This window comes from Hymenobacter sediminicola, from assembly GCF_014250515.1.
Lineage (GTDB): Bacteria > Bacteroidota > Bacteroidia > Cytophagales > Hymenobacteraceae > Hymenobacter > Hymenobacter sediminicola.
Genome location: NZ_CP060202.1, coordinates 3,753,215 through 3,776,175, shown reverse-complemented (window position 1 = coordinate 3,776,175; position 22,961 = coordinate 3,753,215). Strand labels below are relative to the sequence as shown.

The 22,961-nt window shown below is 59.6% G+C and carries 24 protein-coding genes; 7 read left to right on the top strand and 17 right to left on the bottom strand.

Annotated elements, in window-relative coordinates; all coding sequences use genetic code 11:
• Nucleotides 1–14 precede the first annotated feature (14 nt).
• Nucleotides 15–950 carry a D-2-hydroxyacid dehydrogenase gene (locus tag H4317_RS16185; protein ID WP_185887604.1) on the bottom strand — a complete coding sequence of 312 codons (936 nt, stop codon included), beginning with the start codon at nucleotides 948–950 and terminating at the stop codon, nucleotides 15–17.
• Nucleotides 951–1,090: 140 nt separating this feature from the next.
• On the opposite strand from H4317_RS16185, the gene H4317_RS16180 reads away from it, so the two are divergent.
• Entirely contained in the window at nucleotides 1,091–1,684 is a 594-nt protein-coding gene (locus H4317_RS16180; RefSeq protein WP_185887603.1) for a nitroreductase family protein, read from the top strand.
• 37 nt (nucleotides 1,685–1,721) lie between these two features.
• A complete protein-coding gene (locus H4317_RS16175) occupies nucleotides 1,722–2,771 on the top strand; it encodes a methyltransferase domain-containing protein (protein ID WP_185887602.1) in 1,050 nt (349 codons plus the stop codon).
• Between the two features lie 78 nt (nucleotides 2,772–2,849).
• On the opposite strand, the gene H4317_RS16170 is transcribed toward H4317_RS16175, so the two are convergent.
• The 7 genes from H4317_RS16170 to H4317_RS16140 all read right to left on the bottom strand — a co-directional run bounded on the left by H4317_RS16170 (nucleotide 2,850) and on the right by H4317_RS16140 (nucleotide 9,805).
• Nucleotides 2,850–3,137 (bottom strand): YMGG-like glycine zipper-containing protein, encoded by a 288-nt coding sequence (locus H4317_RS16170; protein ID WP_185887601.1) that lies wholly within the window; start codon nucleotides 3,135–3,137, stop codon nucleotides 2,850–2,852.
• Between the two features lie 185 nt (nucleotides 3,138–3,322).
• Nucleotides 3,323–5,770, bottom strand: coding sequence for an alpha/beta hydrolase family protein (locus H4317_RS16165; RefSeq protein WP_185887600.1), 2,448 nt, complete (start codon nucleotides 5,768–5,770; stop codon nucleotides 3,323–3,325).
• Nucleotides 5,771–6,086: 316 nt separating this feature from the next.
• On the bottom strand, nucleotides 6,087–6,797 hold the full coding sequence (locus tag H4317_RS16160; RefSeq protein WP_185887599.1) for a pirin family protein: 711 nt from the start codon (nucleotides 6,795–6,797) through the stop codon (nucleotides 6,087–6,089).
• A 4-nt stretch (nucleotides 6,798–6,801) separates the two neighbouring features.
• Entirely contained in the window at nucleotides 6,802–7,380 is a 579-nt protein-coding gene (locus tag H4317_RS16155) for a nitroreductase family protein (RefSeq protein WP_185887598.1), read from the bottom strand.
• A gap of 60 nt (nucleotides 7,381–7,440) precedes the next feature.
• On the bottom strand, nucleotides 7,441–8,160 hold the full coding sequence (locus H4317_RS16150; protein WP_185887597.1) for a pirin family protein: 720 nt from the start codon (nucleotides 8,158–8,160) through the stop codon (nucleotides 7,441–7,443).
• 145 nt (nucleotides 8,161–8,305) lie between these two features.
• Nucleotides 8,306–9,367 carry a serine hydrolase domain-containing protein gene (locus tag H4317_RS16145; RefSeq protein ID WP_185887596.1) on the bottom strand — a complete coding sequence of 354 codons (1,062 nt, stop codon included), beginning with the start codon at nucleotides 9,365–9,367 and terminating at the stop codon, nucleotides 8,306–8,308.
• Nucleotides 9,368–9,433: 66 nt separating this feature from the next.
• Nucleotides 9,434–9,805, bottom strand: coding sequence for a hypothetical protein (locus tag H4317_RS16140; protein ID WP_185887595.1), 372 nt, complete (start codon nucleotides 9,803–9,805; stop codon nucleotides 9,434–9,436).
• A 189-nt stretch (nucleotides 9,806–9,994) separates the two neighbouring features.
• Here H4317_RS16140 and H4317_RS16135 point away from each other — a divergent pair, with 189 nt between their 5' ends.
• Nucleotides 9,995–10,900 carry a glutamate--tRNA ligase family protein gene (locus tag H4317_RS16135; protein WP_185887594.1) on the top strand — a complete coding sequence of 302 codons (906 nt, stop codon included), beginning with the start codon at nucleotides 9,995–9,997 and terminating at the stop codon, nucleotides 10,898–10,900.
• Between the two features lie 28 nt (nucleotides 10,901–10,928).
• Here H4317_RS16135 and H4317_RS16130 read toward each other — a convergent pair whose 3' ends face one another.
• From H4317_RS16130 to H4317_RS16120, 3 genes are all read right to left on the bottom strand, one after another.
• Nucleotides 10,929–11,957: a T9SS type A sorting domain-containing protein gene (locus tag H4317_RS16130; protein WP_185887593.1), complete on the bottom strand. Its 1,029-nt coding sequence runs from the start codon at nucleotides 11,955–11,957 to the stop codon at nucleotides 10,929–10,931.
• Nucleotides 11,958–12,017: 60 nt separating this feature from the next.
• Nucleotides 12,018–12,704: a deoxyribonuclease V gene (gene nfi / locus H4317_RS16125; RefSeq protein WP_185887592.1), complete on the bottom strand. Its 687-nt coding sequence runs from the start codon at nucleotides 12,702–12,704 to the stop codon at nucleotides 12,018–12,020.
• Nucleotides 12,705–12,789: 85 nt separating this feature from the next.
• The gene (locus H4317_RS16120) at nucleotides 12,790–13,995 is read right to left on the bottom strand and encodes a glycosyltransferase family 87 protein (RefSeq protein ID WP_185887591.1); all 1,206 of its coding nucleotides are present in this window, start codon (nucleotides 13,993–13,995) and stop codon (nucleotides 12,790–12,792) included.
• Nucleotides 13,996–14,231: 236 nt separating this feature from the next.
• Here H4317_RS16120 and H4317_RS16115 point away from each other — a divergent pair, with 236 nt between their 5' ends.
• The gene (locus tag H4317_RS16115; RefSeq protein WP_185887590.1) at nucleotides 14,232–14,801 is read left to right on the top strand and encodes a DUF1990 family protein; all 570 of its coding nucleotides are present in this window, start codon (nucleotides 14,232–14,234) and stop codon (nucleotides 14,799–14,801) included.
• A complete protein-coding gene (locus H4317_RS16110; protein WP_185887589.1) occupies nucleotides 14,794–15,522 on the top strand; it encodes a DUF1990 domain-containing protein in 729 nt (242 codons plus the stop codon). Before H4317_RS16115 ends, H4317_RS16110 begins: the two co-directional genes overlap by 8 nt.
• A gap of 10 nt (nucleotides 15,523–15,532) precedes the next feature.
• On the opposite strand, the gene H4317_RS16105 is transcribed toward H4317_RS16110, so the two are convergent.
• The gene (locus tag H4317_RS16105; RefSeq protein WP_185887588.1) at nucleotides 15,533–16,180 is read right to left on the bottom strand and encodes a cytochrome b/b6 domain-containing protein; all 648 of its coding nucleotides are present in this window, start codon (nucleotides 16,178–16,180) and stop codon (nucleotides 15,533–15,535) included.
• A 159-nt stretch (nucleotides 16,181–16,339) separates the two neighbouring features.
• Between H4317_RS16105 and H4317_RS16100 the strand changes: the two genes are divergently transcribed.
• Nucleotides 16,340–17,380: an NAD(P)-dependent alcohol dehydrogenase gene (locus H4317_RS16100; RefSeq protein ID WP_185887587.1), complete on the top strand. Its 1,041-nt coding sequence runs from the start codon at nucleotides 16,340–16,342 to the stop codon at nucleotides 17,378–17,380.
• A gap of 108 nt (nucleotides 17,381–17,488) precedes the next feature.
• On the opposite strand, the gene H4317_RS16095 is transcribed toward H4317_RS16100, so the two are convergent.
• From H4317_RS16095 to H4317_RS16075, 5 genes are all read right to left on the bottom strand, one after another.
• Entirely contained in the window at nucleotides 17,489–19,036 is a 1,548-nt protein-coding gene (locus H4317_RS16095) for a serine hydrolase (protein ID WP_185887586.1), read from the bottom strand.
• 59 nt (nucleotides 19,037–19,095) lie between these two features.
• On the bottom strand, nucleotides 19,096–19,587 hold the full coding sequence (locus H4317_RS16090) for a hypothetical protein (protein ID WP_185887585.1): 492 nt from the start codon (nucleotides 19,585–19,587) through the stop codon (nucleotides 19,096–19,098).
• 88 nt (nucleotides 19,588–19,675) lie between these two features.
• Complete coding sequence (locus H4317_RS16085) at nucleotides 19,676–20,914, bottom strand: pyridoxal phosphate-dependent aminotransferase (protein WP_185887584.1); 1,239 nt, start codon at nucleotides 20,912–20,914, stop codon at nucleotides 19,676–19,678.
• 42 nt (nucleotides 20,915–20,956) lie between these two features.
• Nucleotides 20,957–21,502, bottom strand: coding sequence for a hypothetical protein (locus H4317_RS16080; protein WP_185887583.1), 546 nt, complete (start codon nucleotides 21,500–21,502; stop codon nucleotides 20,957–20,959).
• A 15-nt stretch (nucleotides 21,503–21,517) separates the two neighbouring features.
• Nucleotides 21,518–22,222 (bottom strand): hypothetical protein, encoded by a 705-nt coding sequence (locus H4317_RS16075; RefSeq protein ID WP_185887582.1) that lies wholly within the window; start codon nucleotides 22,220–22,222, stop codon nucleotides 21,518–21,520.
• Between the two features lie 57 nt (nucleotides 22,223–22,279).
• Here H4317_RS16075 and H4317_RS16070 point away from each other — a divergent pair, with 57 nt between their 5' ends.
• The gene (locus H4317_RS16070) at nucleotides 22,280–22,900 is read left to right on the top strand and encodes a DinB family protein (protein ID WP_349772184.1); all 621 of its coding nucleotides are present in this window, start codon (nucleotides 22,280–22,282) and stop codon (nucleotides 22,898–22,900) included.
• The last annotated feature ends 61 nt before the right edge of the window (nucleotides 22,901–22,961 follow it).

The following is a 22,961-nucleotide window of genomic DNA, read 5'->3' as shown; positions in this document are numbered from 1 at the left end:
TTGGCGGCTCAGAATCAATACCCCTTCTTTAGCGTCACTACGTTTTCCAGGGGCTCCTGTCGTAGTAAGTGCTGGAGGTTGCGCAGCAGGATTTTTACCTTGCCTTCGTCTTCGTGAGGCTGGCCACCGCCGCTATGCTGGGTGAGCAGCACGTTGGGCATCTGCCAAAAAGGATGGTCAGTCGGTAGCGGCTCCTGGGCCGTTACGTCAAGGACTGCGCCGGCCAGTTGGCCGGCCTGCAGCGCCGCTACCAGGGCCGGCTCGTCGGTGGTGTTACCGCGCCCGATGCTGGCATACAGGCTGTGTGCGGGCAGCGCCTGCACCAGTTCGGCAGAAAAGAAGTTTTCGGCGCTGCCTGGCAAGCAGTTTACTACCACGTCGGTTTCGGGCAGCGCAGCTAGCAGCTCTTCTGTAGAATGCAGCTGCGCCTTAGGGTCAGTGCGGGCCAAGAACCTGATGTAGCAGCGGAAGCCAGCCAGCTGCTCGGCCACGGCCTGCCCAATAGCGCCACTACCCAGAATTATCACCCGTTTGTTGCGTAACAGCCCCACGCGGCTCCGAATTGGTGCGCCCACCCATTCGCGGCGGCTTTGCAGCACGGCCAGCTCCGGAATATGCCGATACCAACCCAGAATGCCCGCTACAATGGTTTCGGCGCAGGGCCACGCAAAAAAGTCGCCGACGTTGGCCACCGGAAAGCTGACGTTTATATCCTGGTACCGCTCGATGCCGGCCGAATCAATCTGCCAGAACCGGAGGCCGGAAGGCGGGCCGGCGGCAAACCATTCCAGAGGTGGGTTACCCAATAGCACGTCTGCACGCTGGAAAGCAGGTTGCTGGTCATCAGCAGGAAGTTCCTGCCGGAATACCGGCTGTACTTCGGCCGGTAGTTGGCTGCGCAGCAGCTGCCGCGCGGTGTCGTGAAGAGTGGTAAAAACGAAAAGCTGCATACCGTACTCTATCTGAAAAGAACTGTTGTAGGTTGCATATTGCCCCAAAAAGCCCGCATTATACGTTCAGGCTGTGCCACAACTCAGGCAACTTACTTCCTGTTCGCAGGTTCTTTACTCCAGTATCAACATTCGCCTTCATGTTGCATCCCACATCCTTCGATACCCAAGAATTCAATCGTCTTATTCGGGCTCGGCGTAGCATTCAGCCTGTGCAGTTCGTGCCAGGGCAGGTCATTCCCGATGGTGTTATTGAGCAGCTCCTCGAAAATGCCAATTGGGCGCCCACACACAAGCGCACTGAGCCGTGGCGCTTTGTGGTGTTTAGCGGGGCAGGCTTGCAGAAGCTCGCCGATTTTCAGGCAACGCTGTACCGGGAGCGGGCCGGTGAGAAATTTCAGCAGGGCAAGTATGAGAAGCTGGCAGCCAACCCCTTGCGCTGCTCCCACGTCATTGCCATTGGCATGAAACGCCACGCCGAAGTGCCGGAGGTAGAGGAAATTGAGGCCGTGGCTTGCGCCGTGCAAAATCTGCATCTCTCAGCTACTGCGTATGGTTTGGGCGGCTACTGGGGCAGCGGCGGCATTACGTATCTGGAAGAAGCCAAACCGTTTTTGGGGCTGGGGCCCGATGACCGGCTACTGGGCTTTTTCTCGCTCGGCTATGTGCAGCAGCAACCCGGCAAAAACATCCGCAAACCACTAGCTGAAAAGGTGGCCTGGGTGCGGGAATAAGGCCGATACGTCATTTACAGCCTACATTTACTCTTGTATGGAAGAACTCACCCAACACCAGGTTCAGGACTACTACGGCCGCCAGCTGCAAACCCAGCAGGACCTGCAAACCAACGCCTGCTGCACTGACGATATTCCGGAGGCGCACAAGCGCATTCTGGCTCAGCTGGAACCTGAGGTGCTGGAAAAATATTACGGCTGCGGCGTGGCTGTGCCCCCGCTGGTAGAAGGCTGCACCGTGCTCGACCTGGGCTCGGGCAGCGGCCGCGACGCTTATTTGCTCTCGAAGCTGGTAGGCGAGTCCGGCCACGTTATCGGGGTAGACATGACCGAGGAGCAGCTGGCCGTGGCACGCCGCCATATTGATGCGCATACGGCCCGTTTCGGTTATGCCCGGCCCAACGTAGAGTTCCGGCACGGTTACATCGAGGACCTGCACACCGCCGACCTGGCCGACAACAGCGTGGACGTGGTGGTCAGCAACTGCGTGCTCAACCTCAGCACCGACAAAGAAGCCACCTACCGCGAGATTTTCCGGGTGTTGAAGCCCGGCGGCGAGCTGCATATTGCCGATGTGTTTGCCGACCGCCGCATTCCGGAAAGCCTGCGCCAGGACCCGGTGCTGTACGGCGAGTGCCTTAGCGGCGCGCTTTATACCGAGGATTTCCGGCGCCTGCTGCACAGCCTCGGCATCCGCGACTACCGCCTCACGGCCAGCCGCCGCCTCACTATCGACAACCCCGAAATCGAGCAGAAAGTCGGCAACATCAGGTTCTACTCGCTCACGGTGCGCGCCTTCAAGCTCGACCTCGAAGATCGGTGCGAAGACCACGGCCAGGTGGCCATCTACAACGGCACCATTCCCGGCCACGCCCACACCTTCGCCCTCGACGACCACCACCTGTTCGAAACCGGCCGGCCCATGCTGGTATGCGGCAACACCGCCGATATGGTGAGCCACACGCGCTACGGCGCCCACTTCCAGGTGCTAGGCAACAAGGAGCAGCACTTCGGCCTCTTCCCCTGCGGCCCGACTCCGGCCACCGCAGCTTCCGACAACACGGCGGCTGCTTCATGCGGCTGCTAAGCACTAGTCCTATACTATAAAAAGGCCCCGCACCAGTTGGTGCGGGGCCTTTTTTAACTAGCGCCGATTTGAATTGCACTAGTCTTTCTTCGAGTATTCCTGGTAGCGTACCGGGTCTTTCTTCTTGTCTTTTTTGCGGCCAATAACGCCACCTGCGGCGGCACCTACTACGCCGCCTACAATAGCACCTTTACCGCCACCTACTACTGCACCGGTTGCGGCGCCAGCGCCACCACCAATGGCGGCACCTTTGGCCTTTTTACTCCAGCTTTTCTTGGTCTGGGCATGTACTTCCGGCGAAGCCACTGTGCTGCCCAGCATAAGTACGGCCGACAGCATGGCTACATATATCTTGAGAGTTTTCATGACGTCTGAGGTTAGAGGTAGTAAACTGATTATGTGCCTTAAAACGCAGACTGTCAGGATTGGGTTACCAGTTGGCCATGATCTTACACTCCAGCTTCACGCGGCTAGGTTTTCTGCTGTAGAACATAAAAAAAGCACCCTGAACGACATGTTCAGGGTGCTTGACTAAGGTCGGGAGCTTTTTGCTAGTTGCCGGGAGCCTCCGTAACAGTCGGGGCGGTTTCCGCCGCTGCTGGGTTCTTCACGTATTTGTCCAGCCACGAGTTCATTTCCCAGAGCATGTGCATGATGGACTCGCGTGCCGCATAGCCATGCGACTCGGCAGGCAGCACTACGTAGCGCACCGTGGCACCGTGGCCTTTCAGGGCGCTGTAAAACCGCTCACTCTGCATCGGGAACGTGCCGGAGTTGTTGTCGGCCTCACCATGAATTAGCAGAATTGGGGTCTTAATTTTGTCGGCGTAGTTGAACGGCGACATAGCGTTATAGACTTCCGAAGCCTGCCAGTAAGTGCGCTCCTCACCCTGGAAGCCGAACGGCGTGAGCGTACGGTTGTAGGCACCGCTACGTGCAATACCCGCTTTAAACAGGCTCGAGTGCGCCAGCAGATTGGCCGTCATGAAGGCCCCATAGCTGTGGCCCATTACGGCCACGCGTTTGGGGTCCACCACGCCCAGGCGCTGGCCTTCGTCGATGGCCGCTTTGGCGGAGGCCACAAGCTGCTCGGTGTACGTGTCGTTGGGCTGTTTGTCGCCTTCGCCCACAATCGGAATGCTGGTGCCCTGCAGCACCGCGTAGCCCTGCGTCACCCAGTATACCGGCGAGCCCCACGAGAGGCGCGTGAAGGCGTAGGGAGAGCCTTTTACCTGGCCGGCGTCCTTCTTATCCTTGAATTCTACGGGATAGGCCTCCAGCAACGTGGGCAGCGCGCCATCTTCCTTCTTGTAAGCCGGCGGTAGATACAGGTTGGCGGTCAGCTCTACGCCGTCGGGGCGCTTGTATTTGAGCACCTGCTTTTTCAGGCCGCCGAGGCTAGCGTAGGGGTTGGTGAAGCGGGTGAGAGCTACCAACCGGCCACCACGCGTGTCGCGCAGGAAATAGTTGGGGGCCTCGTTCACGGCCTCACGGCGCGTCACGAGCTGGCGTTTGCCGGCATCCAGAATTGTGAGCGGCACCTCGTAGTAGGGTGCCGCCGAGCGCCACCAGCGTAGGCTTTTCTTCGTGCGCACGTTCAACTCGTCCACGAAAGGACGGTCGCCTTCCGGCGAAGCTCCCATGCCAAACAAGTAGATTGTGCTGCTGGACGCATCGGTGGCCAGCACGGAGCGGCCCAGCGCGTTGCGGGTCAGGTAAGGCGTGCCAGGGTCGGTGTAGGTATTCTGCGACGACCGGTCGAAGAGTACAGTGAGCGAGGTTTTGGTAGCCAAGTCAAGCGTCCACATCGTTTCGTGGCGGTCAGCCCAGCGGTAGCCTTCCACCAGCGCCAGCTTGTCGGTGCCCCAGTAGATTCCGGCGAAGCGCAACGGTAGCGCGGCCAGCTCCAGTGCCGACCCTTCAAACGGAGCAGCGAGAGCAAAAATCTTGTCGCGCACGGGAGCGGCGGTTTTCGGGTCACCACCATCTTGGGCTTCTACCCAGTACACAGTTGCCGGAGCGTCTTCGCGCCAGCCGTGGGCGCGTGGGCCCGTCGGGGCGGCATCGAAACTGGTGGGTACGTTGTCGGCCAGCGGCAGGTCATCGAGGGTTTTCACCACGGGGCCTTCCATGCTCAGCACATCTACCCGCACCGGGAAGCTGCTCACGGGCAGCGTATAGGAAAAAGGACGGTGGCGCGTTTTTACCAACACGAAGCGGCCATTCGGCGAAGGCGAGGCCTGCTGAATGATGCCCGGCTCGCCCAGCGGCTGCATGCGGCCATCAACCCCTACTCGCACGGTTTGGGCCAGCGCGAAGTATTGGAACAGCCGCTCATCGGCGGGGCTTTTCAGAAGGTCTTGGTAGGTGCGCGCGGCGGCCGTGCGGCCTTTGTTTTCCTGAATGGTAGGGCCGGTAGGAGGCACCAAAGTCGAGGGCACCTCGCCGCGTCCGCCCACAATGGCGCGTGCAATCAGGTTTTTGCTGTCCGAAACCCACTCGTACGAAGAGCCGAACACGCCGTTCAGAAACAGGTTAGGCACCAACCGCGCCGAAGCCGCTGATACATCGGCCAGCCACAGCTCCATATGGTTGTCCGTGGTGTGCGTGAAGGCAATCCGGGAGTTGTCCGGCGACCAGTTCACCTCGCTGATGCGGGCGTTGGCGGGCAACCCCTGCACCAACAGCTCCTTGCCGTCGGGCAGGCGCTTCAGACGGAGCGTAGTGGCATAGTTAACCCGGCTGGGGCCATTCGTACGCGGATTAATGCGCAGGCCGGCCAGCCGGAGCTCCGGCTGCGACAAATCAGCAATGGCCGGCATATCCTGCACATCCATCATCAGCATCCACTGTCCGTTGGGCGAAATGCTGACCCGCGGCGTTGGCGGAGCTTCGGCCAGCGTCGCAATGGCTTTGGGCGGTAGCTGGTACGGCAGGTTCTGAGCCCGGCTGGCCAGACCCGCCAGACTTAGGGCAAGCAAGAGGAAAGTTTGTTTCATACTATAGATTGAGCAAACGACTTTGGCCCCGAATTTCGGAATAAAATCCAAGTTGCAGCCTATAGTAACGTCATTATCTGCAGGTTGTGGCTTGGTTAAGGACTATTTAAGGAATTAATTGTGGCAATGAAATAGTACAAGCTGAACTATATAGCCTGACAGCCGAACGCACGCACATAAGCCTGCTTCAACTCGGCGTTTCGAATGCAAATACTCAGGCCCTATCTGTGTCCAAATGGACCTCTATAAAAGCAAACTGTCCTGCGGAGGCAGAACCTCGGCAGGACAGTTTGGTGCATAGCGCATGGCGCATTGCTCAGTGGTTGATAGGCGCTTCAATCAGGATGAATTTGCTTTCTGCGGAGCATGCTATCTGCACCTCAGCAGTTTCCCAAAGGCCAATACTTTCCCGCTGCGCTACTGCTTGGCCATTCACGGTCAGCTCGCCTTCCATCAAAAAGATAAATACGCCTTTGTTGAGTGGATTCAGGGCATACGTGAGTTGCTGGCCGGCATCAAAGTAGCCTAGCGCCAGCTTCGCGTTCTGGTTGATCCAGCAGTGCGCCGTGCCTTCCTCATTACTGACGATGGTGGTCAGTAGGTTGCGGCGCTTTTCGGCCGGGAAGTGGCGGCGCTGGTAGCGGGGCGTCACGTTCTGCAGCTTGGGCTCAATCCAGATCTGCAGAAAGTTCACCTCGTCGTCGCCGATATTGTGCTCTTCGTGGCGCAGGCCGCTACCAGCACTCATAATCTGCACCCAATCCGTTGTTACCTCCTCGGAGTAGCCCAGCGAATCCTTGTGGTTCATGCGCCCGGCCAGCATCACCGAAATGATTTCCATGTTGGCGTGTGCATGCAGCCCAAACCCGTTGCCGGGCTGCACGAAGTCGTCGTTGAAGACACGCAACAGCCCGAATCCGCTGCGGGCGGGGTTGGCGTAGGGCCCAAAGCTGAGCGAGAAATTGCTTTGCAGCCAGCCGATATCCTTCAGGCCCCGGCTTGCGGCGCTAGTGAGCAGGTGTGGCATGGTGCTAAGCTGGAAGCTGACGATGAAAGGCAATTTCGCCGATGGCTTTGCGCTGGCGCGGCGCTTTCTCGCGGCTCAAAAACGGCTCTTCCAGCTGCTCCGCTTCCCCCTGATACCCCAATGCAATCATGACGGCGGGCTGCAGGTTTTCGGGCAGTTGGAATGTTTCCTGCGCTTTGGTCCGGTCGAAACCTCCCATGAAGTGGCCATGCAGCCCCAAGGCTGTAGCTTCCAGAATCAGGTTGCCGTTTGCCAAGCCCAAATCGTGGAGGGCGGCTCCGTTGGGGGTGCCATTGTCGTACTGCGTTTTGGCCAGAGCCAGAATGAGCACCGGCGCGTTTTTAGCCCAGGGCTGGTTGCCAGGCATCAGGCAATCCACCATTTTCTGGAAGTTTTCCTGGTCGGCGTGATGGGCGTATATATAGCGCCAGGGTTGCTCATTCATGGCGCTGGCGGCCCAGGAAGCGGCTTCAAATACCTGTTCCAGTGTTTCGGGGGCTACAGGGTAGCTTGCAAACGCCCGAGGGCTCCAGCGCTTGCGAATTATTTCGTGGACCGGGTAGGTAGTGGGGGCGTGTTTCATGAGTAGTGCGGCTAGCGCAGAATTCTTGGGATGAACGATGAGTGAGGCGGCCGGAATCGGTTATTGCGGCAGCTGCATGGGCACTTCCATAAGCAGCAGGCGGGCAGAACTGTCGGCCTGAATGGAAAACGAGTCGGTTTCCCACAGTCCGAAACCGTCGCGGCGGTGCAAAGGTTGGCCGGCCACGGTCACGTCGCCTTCCAGCACGAATACATACACGCCATTGCTGGGGCGCTTCACTTGGTAGTCGGCCGCAAAGCCGGCATCGAAATCGGCCAGATGGAACCACGCATCCTGATGGATCCAGACGCCCGCATCATCGGGGTTGGGCGAAAGCACTTGCTGGAACTGGTTGTGGCGGCCTTCGGGCTCGAAATTCTGCTGGTCGTAGCGGGGCTGCACGCCGCGCTTGTTCGGAAACAGCCAGATCTGCAGAAACTTCACTTCCTCGCTCTGGCTGTGGTTTTTCTCACTGTGCGCAATGCCGGTACCAGCGCTCATCACCTGCACGTCGCCGCTCCGGATAATGCCGTGGTTGCCGGCATTGTCCTTGTGCTCCAGCGTGCCGGCCAGCGGAATGCTGATGATTTCCATGTTGTCGTGGGGATGGGCCCCGAAGCCCATACCGGCGGCTACGGTATCATCATTCAGGACGCGCAATACTCCAAAGTGCATACGCTGCGGATTCTGGTAGCCCGCAAAGCTGAACGTGTGGTACGAATTGAGCCAGCCGTGGCTGGCGTGTCCGCGGGAAGTGGCGGTATGAAGCAGGGTTTGCATGGCTAGAAGAGTCTAAAGGAAAAGTAGAGTAGTTTGCTGGTTCTGGTTGCAAATATATGTACATACATCAATTATATTGCAAAAGTTTATTTCCTTCTTAGATTTTTCTAAGACGTATTGGGGTGGAGCGCTCAGCAGTAGGGGCTTACTGTTTGAGTAGCTGCTTGGAAGCCAACACGCTGCCCTGCGTATCCAGCCATTGTAGCAAGTACATACCGGAGCGCAACTCCGCTACCGACAGCGTGGTTTGAGCAGCCGGCCAGTGCTGCACCGGCCGGCCTAGCGCATCAAGCAGGCGCAGCTGGCTGCTGCCTGGCAGCAGACCCACCGTCACGGATTCTGCAGTCGGGTTCGGGTACAGCGTTACCTTTTGGGAGGCAGGATGAGCGGCAGCCAGCGGCCGGCACTCAATAGTGGCCATGGGTTGGGAAGGAGTAGTCATGCGCCGGAAATAGGCCGTGTCGCGCAGCACGGCCGTGCCGTTCCAGTTGCCGCGGGCCAGTGTGAGCAGACCAAAACGTGCCATGTCGCGGGCCCGGCTATAGTACACGTCGTTCACCCACGCCCCACTCATCCCGATGCGGGAGGCCAGCCGCTGGTTGGTATACTGGTTGATGGTGAGGCCGCTGGCAGTGGCCAGTACATCCTGCAGCAGGCGGTAGGGGCCGGTGTGGTAGGCCCAGCGGGTGCCAGCATCAGCGCGGTAGAGCAGGCAGTTGGGCGTCTGGCTTTCGTTGTTGCAGGGGGTAGGCGGCGTGTCATCGAGGCCGCTTGTCATCGTAAGCTGATTCTGTACGGTAATGAGGCGCTCCTTCACGGCCGGAGCCGTGGTCCAGCCCCGGCCCAGGTAGCGGGTGGTGCTGTCCTGTAGGCTGAGCAGACCATCCTGCTGCGCAATGCCCACCAGCATAGCCGTGAGCGACTTGCCGGCGGAGGCCCAGTACCAGATAGAATCCTGCGTGTAGGTGCCATAGTAGCGCTCCACCACCATGCGCCCGTCTTTCAGCACGATGAACGACTTGGTGCCTTTGCGGCCGAGGAAATTGAGCAGCGAATCGAGCTGGGGCTGGCACCAGCCCAGGGCTTGCGGCGCGGTGCTGGCCCAGGTGCTGCCGGTAGCAGGTGGGAAATAGAGAGTTTGCTGGGAATGAGCAGGCCGCGCGGCCACAAGCAAGCTCAAAAGCAAAAAGCGTAGGAGTTGTTTCATGAGCAACTACAAGTATAGCAGATGCTCTATGGATAGCCGAACAGCTTTCAGGTTTAATGCCCCGCGCTAGCGGCGCAGAATCACCCCCTCGGCGTTAGGGGCGTCAGCAATAACGACGACGTTGTCGCGCTTGAACTTGCGGCGGCGCAGTTGGTCGCAGGCGCAGCAGCCGGTGCCTTTTTCGTAGCTCAGCTCAATGTCAGTGATGTCGTACTGCCGTTGGGCGGCTGGTACCACAATGCGGTAGCTGTGCTCGGTGCTGGCAAGCGTCACACCCGACTCTTCGAAGTAAGGGTAGTTGTATTGGTAGCTGGTAGGCTGCCGAAGCGTATCTAGGGGCCGCTGGTAATCGTTGAACGTATAGCGCACAAGATAGGCCGAGCGGATTTCGCTGGATTGAAAGCCGCCGTTGCCTAGATTCGTCTCGAAGTTGAGCACAAGGCTTGCATTTGGCTCGCATGCGTCGCATTGAACAAAGATGCCGCAGCAGCTGGATAGCATAAAAGCCAATACGCCGGCGGAGAATAGGTTAACAGCGGTACCGATTTGCATGATGCGACAGGTAGTATAGGCGACAGTAATATCCGGCCCCGTAATTTGCCAGTCTCCACAATATAGCCATCTATCTTGTCTTCCGTCGTTTCGCGCTTGGCACCTACGCCCAGTGGCTTTTTGCACCTCGGCAACGCCGTCAACTTCACCCTTACCTGGCTGCTCACGCGGCGGGTAGGCGGCCGGCTGCACCTGCGCATCGACGATTTGGACCGGGCGCGGTTCCGACCAACGTATCTCGATAATATCTTCCTGACACTGCAGTGGCTGGGCCTCGACTACGATGCCGGCCCTTCCGGCCCCGACGATTTCGAGCGTAACTATTCGCAGCGCTTATACCTGTCTGCGTACGAATCAGCCCTGCAGGCCGCCCGGGCTGCGTACCTACACGGATTCTACGCCTGCCGCTGTTCCCGCACCGACTTGGCCCGTACTGCTGCTCCCAACGGCCGTTACCCCGGCACCTGCCGGGAATTGGCCATGTCACTCGATACGCCCGAAACAGCTTGGCGGGCGCGGGTGCCAGCCGCTACGCAGCTACGCTTCACTGATCTGCAGCAAGGCCCCCTGACTGTACCGTTAGCGGAAGAGTTGGGCGACTTTGTTGTGCGCCGGAAGGATGGTGTGGCAGCCTATCAAGTAGCCTCGGTAGTGGATGATGTGCGGCTGGGCGTCAATTTCATTGTGCGCGGGCTCGACCTGCTGCCCAGTACCGCGGCGCAATTGTGGCTGGCTACGCAGCTACCAGGGGCCGCGCCATTCCAGCAGACGCAGTTTCTGCATCATGGCCTGTTGCTGGATAGCGCTGGCCAGAAACTCTCCAAATCCACGCAAACGGGCCAGCAGCGCGGGATTCTGACCGATGCTGGTTCACCTAAAGTAGTATATGCGGCGGTGGCGCGGTTGCTAGAGTTACCGCAAGCAGCGGGGGAGTCGCTGGGGAGCCTGCTGCAGGCCCTCAACGACTCCCCCGGAATATAACGGCGCCGGCCGCAGCCAGCGTGCTAAACTATTGCTTCAACAGGCGCGCCCGGCTGCTGCCCAGCTCCGACGTCATGGTGAGCAGATAGGTGCCGGCAGCCATGCCGTCCAGAGGCACCTGCAGCGAAGTGCTGCCCACGGCGCTGCTGGCTTTCCATACACTGCGGCCCTGAATGTCGGTCAGGACGAAAGTGGCTGGTTTTTTCAGAGAAGTAAACTCCGCTGTGGCCAGGCTGGAAGCCGGAACCGGACCTACACGGAGCGCAAACTCCGGCGTGGCGGCCGTAGTGCCCAGCACCGACGTACCCTGCAGATCAAACGCCATGTCCATGCTTACAATCGGGCCAGCTGGGTTGCCAGCATCCTGAATGGGGGCCCAGGCCCCGGTAGAACCCGTCTGCTGAGCGTTGGCGCCGGGTGTCTGGCGGAGCCCAACCGTTGTGACGGGCACCATGAAATGCGCCGTAGTGGTAGTGGTAGTAGTAGAGTAACTAACCCAGTATGTACCCGCTGGCAATGATACGGGCGTAGGCAGCGTGGCCACCACGCGCCAGATTCTACGCGTGGTACCGGTGGCCGACGGCGCAGGATACAGCGAGTTGAAGATGCGGTACGATAGGGCATCGGTGCTGCTGGTGAAGCGGTTCGTTACCAAGTCGCCGTAGATTACCTGCGAAGTAGCACTGGAAGGCGGGCCGTTCCAGATACGGATGTAGATGGCCGTAAACGGGGAAGTGGTGCCGGCATACCCAGTCTGGTAGCCATATACGCCTACCGAGTTGATGGTCCAGCGCCGGCCAGCGGGCACCGTAAAGTCATCAGCCAGCTCAAAGTTGCTGCTCTTCAGCGACGAGAAACCAGCGTTGGTGTTGCTGATAGTCGTCACGCCGGCGTCGTTTTGTACTTCGCTCCAGGTATAGCCAGTGGGCGCTGCTGAGCCGTCTTTAGCGGTGGCTCCGGTAGTGAAGCCGCCGTTGGAAAACAGCTGTTGCGCGTGCAGCCCAGTACCAGTCAAGCCGGCAGTGAGAAGTAGCAGGAGGGTAAAGGTTCTTTTCATAGTAATTGAAATGATGATGGAAGATGCTCTAATATAGAAACTTCTGTATGGTGTAATATCCTAGATAAGCTCTTTTTTAAATTCCTCGGCCCAGTAATCAGCTAGGCGGGTAGGCTCAGGGAGTTTGTAGCCGCGCAGGCAGGCTAGGGTAAGGCGTGTGGCTGTGGCCTGGTCGCAGTGGTGGCCGGGGCTCACAAACAACGGATTCACCTTGTCTTTGGAGCGGATGACTTCGCCCAGCAGCTCACCGCTTTTGTCGAGTAAAGGCGAAATACTGCCTTTGGTTAGGGAAGGCTCCTGGTAGGTGCCAGTCAGCTTTTGCTTAGCCACCCCAAACGTCGGCTTGTTTAGCAGCACGCCCAGATGGGCCGCAATGCCCATGCGGCGCGGGTGCGCAATGCCGTGCCCATCCACCATAATGATGTCGGGTTTATGCTGCAATTTCTGGTACGCCAGCAGCAGATTAGGCGCTTCGCGGAAAGAAAGCAGCCCCGGAATGTACGGCAGCTCGACGGTGCTGGTATGATAGACCTTCTCCACCAGTTCCAGCGTCGGAAAGCGCAACACCACAAACACCGACAGAATGGTGTCAGAGGTAGGAAACGAAGAGTCGCAGCCGGCAATGAGGGTGGGAGCCTGGGGCAGGGGAAGCAGGTGCACTTGAGCACGCATAGTCTCCTGCAGGTGCGTCAGGTCGCGCACAAGTTGTGGATCGGCGGGCGGGCCGGGTGGGCGGTAGTAAGCCATAGAGCGTAGCAGAAAGAGGAAGTTTCCCTGCTACGAGCAAACCCCGGCGGAATGTTTGCTCAATCCTGCTTCGGCCCCGCTTTATTCAGCTGATATTCTGCTGGACCGGCTCAGCACCGGCTGCTTCTGCCTCCGATGCAGCCGCCAGCCGGTCGCGCCAACGCGGAAACAGCAGCAGCTGGCTCTGAATCAGGGCCCAGACCAGAATCATGGGAGCCGCCTTGATTTTGTAGGTGTCGAAGAAGCCGGAGCGCAGGGAATGCGGGTATAGGTCGGTGGAGGCGAAGGTGGTGAAGAGCAGCACCAGTACCAGCAATGGGGTGGCCAGCGGCGTGGTGTGGCGGTAGTGCAGCCACCAGAACATAAAGCCCGCTACCGGCATGATGTACATCGGCGACTCGCCGGCCTGATTGAACACCACCAGGAACACCGGAATCAGCGCCACATACAGGCGCCGGAAGTCGGGGTGCTGGCGCTGCCGCCAGTACAGGGCCAGCGGCAGCAGCAGTAGCAGCAGCCCAACGGCCTGCACGCCCGGCTTCCACACGCTGATGCCCAACCAGGTGTCCAGCACGCCCATCAGGGAAAGCTGCACGGCCGTATTGAACCCCGACACTACCGTGTACCAGCTCTGGTAGATACCGGCAAGCGTTGTCCCCGACACCACCACTAGCGGTGCAGCCGCCAGCACCGCTGTGGCCGCCAGTCCCCACGCCAGCCCGCGCGCCAGCTGCTTCGGGTACAGTAGAAACAGCAGCCCAATGCCCAGCCCGTAAATCTTCAGGAAAAACGCCAAGGCCACGCACACCGCTGCCCAGCCCGTTTTTTCGCGCTCCAGGTGGATGTAGGTCCAGAGCATGAGGCCCAGCAGCAGGGCGTTGCTCTGGCTGTTGTGCAGCGCCGTCATCATGTCCACGAGCACCAGCAACAGAAACAGCATGCTACGGCGCGCATCCGGAAAGAGGCGTCGCCCGGCCGTGAACAGGACCACGTTGTTGAGTACATTCCAGAGCAGCAGACCCAGCCAATCGGGCAGCACGGCCAGCGCGCCCATAGCCAGCGCAAAAGTGGGGCTGTATTTAAAGGGCGCACTATACAGCTCCGGATACTCGGCGTATAGGTCGCGGCCCGCCAGCAGATGATAAAACGGCCAGGTGAAAATCTTGTAGTTATCGTACGACTGCGGCCCTTTCAGGTAGTGCTGCGCCGTGACGATAAGGGTGAGCACCGCGTAGAGCAGGGCCACGAAACGAGGATTCAGCAGGACACGAGAATAGCGGGCAGGAAGCATAGACGGAAGCTAAAGTGCGCAAAAGTACACCGATTGGCCGGCTTGCCTTGCGCTATCAGACGCACACCTACCGGAGCAAAACCATTTGACTTAGCTCTGGTGGAAGTCTAATAACCCCGGAGCAACTGGGTTTGCCCTAGCCAGAGCGCAGAGTAGGCATTCCAGATAGGGCGTACCAACCCCATTCCCGGTCGGCTCGTTTAGGAGAGAAGCCCCAGGGCTTTATCTGTTCAGCTATGTCGAAATCCGAACAACCCGCCCACACCGGCAGCGGCGCCTTTTTTGAGCGTCGTTACTGGATAGACGTGCAGCACCCCCGCCAGCCGGCTGCCGAGCTACTGGAATATGTGAAATGCCATGTGCCCGACTTCTCGCCGGATTTTCTGGCTGACTTCGAAAAATCTCAGGGCCAGGACCATTGCCTGCGCGTTGATGACGAGTTCCGCATCAAGATTCTGGGCCCCTGGAACGGCGACGTGCGCGTGACAGAAATCGGCGACGACTACTTCGAGTTTGTGACGCTGGAAAACCACCCTGAGGCGGGCCGCATCCGGTTTACACTCTGTCCACACCCGTCTTTGCCCGATACAGTGCACTTCGAAATCCACTCCTGGGCCCGCTCCCGCGACGGACTAGTGGCCTTCACCTACGACACGCTGGGCATGGGCCGCAAGGTGCAGCAGCAAACCTGGGAAACATTTTGCCAGCGCGTGGCCGACTACAGCGGCGGCCTGCCGCTGGGGCCGGTACACGTAGAAACCGTAAAGCAAGCCGACACCGAAACTGAAGTCACGCAGGATGCCTAAGCCCATTCCCCTCTACGAGCTGCAGAAAGCTCGCCTCGAGTCTTACACCAACGCGGGCTACAACTTCGACCTCGAACGCACGCACGAATACACCCGGGAGGCCGGCTGGAACGTGGACGACCACGAAACCGAACTGCCGCTGGAAGCCCCCGGCCCGCCGGAAGCGCATGGCTCCTGGGCTGCGGCCCGCGAAGTACTGCGCAACTACACATTTCCGCCGCCCGGCCTCATCACCGGCATCTTCCTGCCCGACCAGCCGCTGGAAAAGCGCGTGATGGTGCTGCGGGGCCGGTTTCTGCTGTTCACGTTCTGGTTTGGCGTGCGCATCGGGGGCGTCACGGACGAGCGGCGGACACTCGAAAATGGCCAGCAGGAGCAGGTGTGGGGCTACAACTACCGCACCCTGGAAGGGCATTTCGAGCGGGGCCAGATTGATTTCATGGTCCACAAAAACCTAACGACGGGCCGCGTGGTGTTCCGGATTCACTCGTTTTCACAGACTGGCCGCATTAGCAACCCGTTCTATTGGCTGGGCTTTAAGCTATTCGGACGGATGTTGCAGAAGCGCTTCTCCCGCGAATCGCAGAAGCGGCTGAAGGCCCAAGTGGAGGAGATGCTGCGCAAAGGCTGGTCCAGCCCCTCGACAGCCGAAGCGCCACCCGTAAAGGCCGCCGCCATGCACAACGCGGCGCAGGAGCAGATGAATAAGGCTACGTCCTGATAATATTAGGCTATTCCTCGTCCGATGCCCCGCCGTTAATCATATCCGACACAATGCCGGGGTCGTGGGTGACTTCGGCGCGGAACACGCCGGCAATATGGGCGGCCACAAACGCAATGACGAGGTACATCGTGAATTCATGGACTTCCTTGGCCGTGTGCTCAATGCTGCGGAAGTTGTCCTCGAACACCAGAATCAGGCCCGTAACGACCATCACGGCTAGCACTACATAGAAGCCCCGGTAGGCATAGCGCACCCACACGCCCTGCTGGGCTACTATGTCGCCTTGAGCGGCGCGGCCTTTCAGGGCGGCTATTTTGGCGCCGGTTCGCTGCCGGCCCCGCTGCAGAAAGCTAACTACCACACGGAAAGCCAGCAGCACCGACAGTGTAATGCCGATCCAGATATGCCAGTCCCAGATGCGGTGCGACACAATACGTGTGAGGCCACGTAGGTCTTCGGGAGCCATGTTCACGCCTTTTTCGGCCAGCACTTTGCTGAATTCCGGAGCCAAGGTCTTGACCTTCACGATGACGAACATGAACAGAATCGTCAGAAGCTGGGCCAGCACCAAGGCCGCATTAGACCAGTGCCAGAAGCGTAGCCCTGCGGAATTGTGCCGGGGTGCTACAGAAATAGTGGTAGAAGAAGAGGGCATCGTATGTGTGGTAGTAGAAGAAAGAACAGGGGCGTAAGGTACACCGTTACGGCCGTTTACAATCCGGTGTTGGAGGCGTAGGGGCTTTGCGAAGAACCTTCGGCGTAGAATACAGTTACACCCATTCGAACTTGCTCCATTTTCTTCAAAACCACACGCATGATTGCATCTAAAGGATATGCCGCTCCGGCGACCCATGCCCCCCTTGCCCCGTTTGATTTCCAGCGCCGCGACGTTGGCCCGCACGATGTGCGTATTGAAATTCTGTTCTGCGGTGTCTGCCACTCCGACGTACACCAAGTCCGCGACGAGTGGGGCGGCTCCATTTTCCCTATGGTTCCGGGCCACGAAATAGTAGGCCGCGTCACGGAGGTAGGCGCGCATGTGAAGGGCTTCAAGCCCGGCGACTTAGCCGGTGTGGGCTGCATGGTAGACTCCTGCCAACACTGCCCTGAATGCGCCGACGGCCTGGAACAATACTGCGACAAGGGCTTCGTGGGCACATACAATGCCCGCGAGAAAGACGGCACGCCCACCTACGGTGGCTATTCCAACAACATTGTCGTGACGGAGAAATTCGTGCTGCACGTGTCTGAGAAGTTGGATCTGGCCCGCGTGGCGCCGCTGCTCTGTGCCGGCATTACCACTTGGTCGCCGCTGCGGCAGTGGAACGCCAAGCAGGGCGACCGGGTGGCCGTGATGGGTCTTGGTGGCCTGGGTCACATGGCTGTGAAGTTTGCGGCCGCTATGGGGTGCGAAGTAACCGTGCTCAGCACCTCGCCCGGCAAGGAAGCCGACGCCAAAGCCCTGGGCGCCCACAAATTCGTGGTAACCAAAGACCCCGAAGCCATGAAAGGCATCGGCAACTATTTTGACCTGATCATCAATACCGTGTCGGCTCCCATGGACCTGACGCCCTACGTGGCCAGCCTGCGCCGCGACGGCACGATGGTGCTGCTGGGTGTGCCACCGGAAGCGCCGCAGCTGCACGCCTTCAACCTAATTGCCAAGCGGCGGCGCATTGCCGGCTCACTCATCGGTGGCATCCAGGAAACCCAGGAAATGCTGGATTTCTGCGCCGAGCACAACGTCATGTCCGATGTGGAGGTTATCCGTATGGACTACATCAACGAAGCCTACGAGCGGATGATGAAGTCTGACGTGAAATACCGCTTCGTGATTGATCTGGCTACGCTATAAGCAGTGGTGCTGTGAACCGGTACAGCTTGTTTTAACTTAGCTGGTAAGCAAAAAAGCCCGCCTGTCATCATGATGATGATAGGCGGGCTTTTTTTGTGTTTGCTGGTATTACAGTTTGCTGAACACGTATGGGTCGTACTCTACGTAGTCGTTGACGCGCAGCTCTACAGTCTTCACATTGTTGCCCTCCGCTTCAAACTTGGCGGGCATCACGCCGAACACTAAGTCGGAATACGTGGCCCGGAACTCCTGGCCGTCCATGTAGTCGAGGGTGGCGGTGAGGCCGGGATGGTTGGGCAGCGTAACAAGCAGTTGCTTGCCTTTCTGGCTGATGCTGATGCGGCCAAACAGCTTGTTCTCGTACTCGCCCACGTAGGCCTTGAGTGGCAATGCGGGCTTGTTCTTTTTGCTGACGCGGGCCGCCAGTTCTTTCGTCGGGTCGGTTTGGCTGGCTTCGGCCCGTACCTTACGCTGCCACGCCGCGGCACTCCGGTCTACATACGGCACGCCCAAGTAGCTGTCGAGCAGCTGGTAGCGCAACGCCTCGAAGAAGCTCTGGTTGTCGTTGTTAGTGAGCACCGCAATACCCAGGCCGGCTTCCGGCACAAAGCACACATTACTCACCTGCCCCGACGCGCCGCCTGTGTGCCAGAATAGTTGCTTGCCGTTGTAGTCGGCGGCCTCCACGCCCAACCCGTACGTGACGAAGTGCATGGGGTAGATGGTCGATTTGCGGCTGCTGATAACGGTGTTGGCGTCACGGGTTTTGCGCAGCGCCGCCCAAGGCATCACCTGCTTGCCCTCGTAGCGGCCACTATCCAGCTGGAAACGCAGCCAGTTGCTCAGGTCCGTTACGTTGGAAACGATGCTGGCACAGGGCGCCATGTTGTCCCAGTTGTCGAAGGGCACTTCTGCCAGCGGCCCGAACGTGTTGGAGTAGGCGTGCGCAATATTAGGCCGCTGCCCAAAGCCCGTTGAGCTAACATCGGTGCTGGTCATGTTCAGCGGCTGAAGCAGGTTCTGGCGCACGTAGTTTTCCCAACTGGTGCCGCCGGTGGCCGCTGGTATCACCTCGCCGGCCGCCACGAAACCCGAGTTGCAGTAGCCATAGTCGCGGCGGAACTGGCCTCCGGGCTTCATTAGCCGCATGCGCCGCACAATTTCGGCACGCTCCAGGTTGGATTTGAAGAACGTGAAGTCGCCTTGGAACGTCTTGAAGCCGAAATGGTGGCTCATCAGGTCGCGCACCGTCACCTGCTGCGACGCCAGCGAGTCGTAGAGCCGAAAATCGGGCAGGTACTTGGTTACTTTTTCGTCGAGGTTGATTTTCTTTTCGCCATCGAGCTTGGCCAGCGCCGTGCCCGTAAAGAGCTTGGTGTTGGAGGCAATCATGAACAGCGTGGTGGCGTCCACGGGCGCGGGCTTGCCCACTTCGCGCACGCCGTAGCCCTTCTGTACCACTACTTTCCCATCCTTCACTACCACCACGGCCAGGCCCGGAATCTGCCAGCGCTGCATACCGCGCCGGATGTAGCTGTCGAGGCTATCGGTGACGAAGCGGTTGGGAGTGGTGGTCGTTTGGGCCAGGACGGCCGGAGCAGCACTAAGCAGCAGGCCAGCCGCCAGCGTTAGGCGGGGGGAAACGGAAAGAAGCATGCAAAAAGAACGGATGAAAGCCAGAATCTGCCCGGAAGGTACAGCAGTTTTGCCACTGCTTACTCCTTCTCCACGGGGTACCGGAATGTGCCTTCCAGCGTAAAGCGCCGCCCGCCCCGTCCGGCTTCACACACCTGGCACGAGTAAGTGCCCATCAGCCAGTGCCGGGCGGTATTTACCCCTGTAATAGTGACGTTACCGGTGTTCTGGCCGCAGGATTTGGAGTAGGCTGATATCTTACCGAAACGGTACGAAGCGTCGCGGTTGCGGCCACTCAGAATCTCCTGGAAGCTGTAGCTGCCCGCCTGAATCGGGAACCGGTCGATGATGATGGTCAGGCCTTCGCCGTCCGGATCGTCGGCGCGCACGATGTTGAGGCGCAGAGCCCGGTCTTCGCCGAGAAAAAAGCGGGAGCTGATCGTGTCGGCGGCTACGGTCTGCCCGTTGATGCGCAGCGTGAGCTGCCGCGCCGATTCGGGCAGTATGGTCTGTGCCCCGGTTGGCGCCATGCCAAGTGGTAGCAGAAGCAAAAGAGGCAGCAAACGTTTCATCAGAAAGCAGAACGCAAGAATCAGCCCGAAAAGTATGAGAAGCCCGCTCGCAGCCGCCCGGCTGATTGGACGGCAACCGGCAGCATACTCAGCCGAACGTTTCCCGCACCTCCGCGGCAGCCACACGCTGTTTCTCCTCGCGGCCTGGGTACTGCTGTAGGGCTGCTTCCAGGCAGTCCATGGCCTTGCTGATGATATCCTGATTGACAACGTAGGCTAGGCGTACCTGCTGGCGGCCCAGGCCGGGCGTGGCGTAGAAACCGGAAGCCGGCGAAATCATCAGGGTTTGGCCGTAGTGGCTGAATTCCTCCAGGAGCCATTGCGCAAACCGGTCGGCATCATCTACGGGCAAGTGGCAGATGACGTAGAACGCGCCACTCGGGGTGGGCACCTGCACGCCGGGCATGGCCCGCAGGCGGCGCAGCATCAGGTCACGGCGTGCTAAGTATTCGGTTTTGGTGTGGTCGAAGTAGGTAGCGGGCAGGTCGGCGGCGGCTTCGGCTAGCAGCTGCCCCAGGCCCGGCGGGCTTACGCGCAGCTGGGCCAACTTGAAAAATACGTCGCGCAGAGCGTGGTTTTTTGTGACAATAGCCCCAATGCGCGCTCCACACGCACTATACCGCTTCGATATGGTATCGAGCAGCACGATATGGTCGTCGGCGCCGCGCAGGTTCAGGGCGCTGGTATATTCGGTGTTGTAGCAGAACTCCCGGTACGCCTCGTCGGAGAGCAGGTACAGGTTGTGGCGCAGGCATAGCTCCTTCAGCTGCTCCAGTTCCGCGCGGCTGTACACGTAGCCGGTGGGGTTGTTGGGGCTGCAGATCATAATTGCCTTAGTGCGCGGCGTAATCTTCTGCTCAAACTCCGTAATGGGTGGCAACGCGAAGTTGTCTTCCAGCCGGGCCGTTATGGGTACCACGTGCGTGCCCGTAGCCACGGCAAACGCCGAATACGGCCCGTAGAACGGCTCCGGTACGATAAACTCGTCGCCGGGATTTAGGCAGGCCAGCAGTGCAAACGATATGGCCTCACTGCCGCCAGTTGTCACGATGATATCGTCGGAATCCACCTCCAGGCCTAGGCGCTGGTAGTAGTCGGCCAGCTTGCGGCGGTAGCTGGGGTAGCCGGCTGTGGGGCTGTATTCGAGCACCTGAATGCTGGCCCGCTGCACGGCTTCCAGCATGGAAGGCGGCGTTTCAATATCGGGCTGGCCGATGTTGAGGGGGTGAACGATAATTCCCCGCTGGCGGGCGGATTCGGCGAAGGGCGTGAGTTTGCGGTAAGGCGAAGGGGGTAAGGCCACGCCGCGCTGAGAAAGCTGGAGCATGGGCTTAAAGATAGACCGGGGCCTGTCAATACCTAGCCAGCATCAGGAAATAGTGCCGTATACCTCGCGCCACAGCTGCTGGTACGTCTGCTGAAACTTGTCGGCGGAGGAGCGCGGAAACGGATAGCCCTGCGGCCCCACAAACACGAAGGGTGTGCCCAGGTCGGGCTGAGCAGCATCCCGCACGCGGGCAAATTCCTCCAGCCAGATATCATAGTGCTCTATCAGTCGGTCGGCGTCGGGCAGCAGGTCCAGCGGAATCAGGTAGCCTTTCTCGATAAGCAGGTTGCGGATGGCCTCGTTGCCTTCCTTTAGAATCCGGGCCTCCAGATACAGATTGCCGGCGGCATAGCGCCGAAAGGCCCGCTCGGTGCGGTTTAGCTGCATGTGCAGCGGCGCCAGCAGCTCGGCCAGGGCTTTTTCCTTCCAGCTAAAGCGCGAGCGGAACGTGGTTGCCAGCTGCTCATACTGGGTCCTGATTTCGTGGGCAATCCGCTCGGTGCGGCTTTTCAGCAGCAGCCCCAGCAGCAGGGCCACCACCGCGTCGCTGATGAGGGCCGCCAGCAATACTTCCGAAAACGTCTTCATGCGGTGCATTCGGCCTTACGCGGCTGGCTCGCGGGAAGGGTCGCGCACGACCAGCGTGAGGGTGGTCTGCACGTAGTTGTTCATCTTCACCACCGGCGTTTTGCCCAGGTTGTCGAAGTCGCCGTTGATGTCGGTGAAGCTGATGACCTGCGTGAACAGCGGCTTGTCTTCCACTTCCTTCAGCAGATTGCCAACCACCGCTCCTAGCTGCAGAATGACTTCGGCGGTGCGGGCCGGGGCGCCGGCAATGGCCCCTACCACTTCGCCCACCAAGCCACGGTAGTCGTCGGAGTCGCGGGCCTGGGCCAGCACGGCGGCCGTATCGCGCAGGCCTTTCTTGCTCTTAAGCACCGACAGCAGCACGTGCACCTGTGACGGAGCCGGCTCGTTTTCCTGCTGCTGCTTCCAGAGGTACGCGGTTTTGTCCACGGGCAGGTCTTCGCCATCATCAATGCGGGCAAAACCGGACAGCGTGAGGGCCTGCGGCTCGGGGTTGAGGTCATCGAACACGACCAGCAGCAGGTAGACGTCGGCGAAACCGGGGAAGGGCCAGACTTTGGGCGTGCGGTTGTCGTTGATGAACACCCGCGACAGGCGCACTTCCAGCCCCGTAACGGTGCTGGAGCTGCCAATACCGCGGGCTTTGCTCCGCACCCGGGCGTTGGTAGTCGGCAACGACACGGTGTCTACAACAGCATCGGAAAGCAGGTCGAGGGCCATAGCAAGAAAGAGAAATGGTGGAAGGATAAGGCTGCTACTGGGAAGATATTGGTTTTTGTGAATATACCCACTAAAGCCACCGCCCTCAACCTGCGGGCGGCCCTGGCAGTTATACTACCCATGACAACGCCCTCCGTTCCGCAACCCGAATACTGGCTGCGCGGCCCGCTGCCCGAGGTGCCGCCGCTGCTGCAACCCGTGGCGCACGCGCTGCTACAAGCCCGCGCCGAAGTGCAGGCCGCCCTCCACAACTTTCCCGACCACCTGCTGCCGGTGCGGCCGGCTGGGGTGGCGTCGGTGGGGTTTCATCTGCGCCACCTGGCGGGCGTGCTCAGCCGCATGCAGGCGTACGCCCGCCAGCAGCCGCTCACGGACGAGCAGTTTCGCTTCCTCGCCGCCGAAAAAGACGGACCCTCAGACCCCGAAACCACCGCCGCGCTGGTGCAGCAGTTTTCGGAGGCTGTGGAGCAACTGCTGGCCATGCTGCGCACCACGCCCGAAGCCATCCTTACCGAGTTTCGGCCAGTCGGCCGCCAGGGCTTGCCCAGCACTGTCATCGGGCTGCTGGTGCATGCCGCCGAGCACACCACGCGCCACACCGGGCAGCTTCTCGTGACGGCGCGGGTGGTGCAGGCGGGTCAGGCCGCTTATGATGCCGGAAGTCCTTCTATTCATTAGGTAAGGGCGAACCGCACCTAAAAAGCCCGTCATGCAGAGCGCAGCATGACGGGCTTCGTTC

Bases quoted from the DNA above. Each gene is read 5' to 3' on its own strand.
- H4317_RS16075 (WP_185887582.1), bottom strand. From the start codon at position 22,222: ATGGCCCTCGACCTGCTTTCCGATGCTGTTGTAGACACCGTGTCGTTG.
- H4317_RS16145 (WP_185887596.1), bottom strand. From the start codon at position 9,367: ATGAAACAACTCCTACGCTTTTTGCTTTTGAGCTTGCTTGTGGCCGCG.
- H4317_RS16180 (WP_185887603.1), top strand. From the start codon at position 1,091: ATGTTGCATCCCACATCCTTCGATACCCAAGAATTCAATCGTCTTATT.
- H4317_RS16110 (WP_185887589.1), top strand. From the start codon at position 14,794: ATGCCTAAGCCCATTCCCCTCTACGAGCTGCAGAAAGCTCGCCTCGAG.
- H4317_RS16105 (WP_185887588.1), bottom strand. From the start codon at position 16,180: ATGCCCTCTTCTTCTACCACTATTTCTGTAGCACCCCGGCACAATTCC.
- H4317_RS16115 (WP_185887590.1), top strand. From the start codon at position 14,232: ATGTCGAAATCCGAACAACCCGCCCACACCGGCAGCGGCGCCTTTTTT.
- H4317_RS16185 (WP_185887604.1), bottom strand. From the start codon at position 950: ATGCAGCTTTTCGTTTTTACCACTCTTCACGACACCGCGCGGCAGCTG.
- H4317_RS16160 (WP_185887599.1), bottom strand. From the start codon at position 6,797: ATGCCACACCTGCTCACTAGCGCCGCAAGCCGGGGCCTGAAGGATATC.
- H4317_RS16150 (WP_185887597.1), bottom strand. From the start codon at position 8,160: ATGCAAACCCTGCTTCATACCGCCACTTCCCGCGGACACGCCAGCCAC.
- H4317_RS16175 (WP_185887602.1), top strand. From the start codon at position 1,722: ATGGAAGAACTCACCCAACACCAGGTTCAGGACTACTACGGCCGCCAG.
- H4317_RS16080 (WP_185887583.1), bottom strand. From the start codon at position 21,502: ATGAAGACGTTTTCGGAAGTATTGCTGGCGGCCCTCATCAGCGACGCG.
- H4317_RS16100 (WP_185887587.1), top strand. From the start codon at position 16,340: ATGATTGCATCTAAAGGATATGCCGCTCCGGCGACCCATGCCCCCCTT.
- H4317_RS16090 (WP_185887585.1), bottom strand. From the start codon at position 19,587: ATGAAACGTTTGCTGCCTCTTTTGCTTCTGCTACCACTTGGCATGGCG.
- H4317_RS16095 (WP_185887586.1), bottom strand. From the start codon at position 19,036: ATGCTTCTTTCCGTTTCCCCCCGCCTAACGCTGGCGGCTGGCCTGCTG.
- H4317_RS16155 (WP_185887598.1), bottom strand. From the start codon at position 7,380: ATGAAACACGCCCCCACTACCTACCCGGTCCACGAAATAATTCGCAAG.
- H4317_RS16085 (WP_185887584.1), bottom strand. From the start codon at position 20,914: ATGCTCCAGCTTTCTCAGCGCGGCGTGGCCTTACCCCCTTCGCCTTAC.
- H4317_RS16170 (WP_185887601.1), bottom strand. From the start codon at position 3,137: ATGAAAACTCTCAAGATATATGTAGCCATGCTGTCGGCCGTACTTATG.
- H4317_RS16130 (WP_185887593.1), bottom strand. From the start codon at position 11,957: ATGAAAAGAACCTTTACCCTCCTGCTACTTCTCACTGCCGGCTTGACT.
- nfi (WP_185887592.1), bottom strand. From the start codon at position 12,704: ATGGCTTACTACCGCCCACCCGGCCCGCCCGCCGATCCACAACTTGTG.
- H4317_RS16120 (WP_185887591.1), bottom strand. From the start codon at position 13,995: ATGCTTCCTGCCCGCTATTCTCGTGTCCTGCTGAATCCTCGTTTCGTG.
- H4317_RS16165 (WP_185887600.1), bottom strand. From the start codon at position 5,770: ATGAAACAAACTTTCCTCTTGCTTGCCCTAAGTCTGGCGGGTCTGGCC.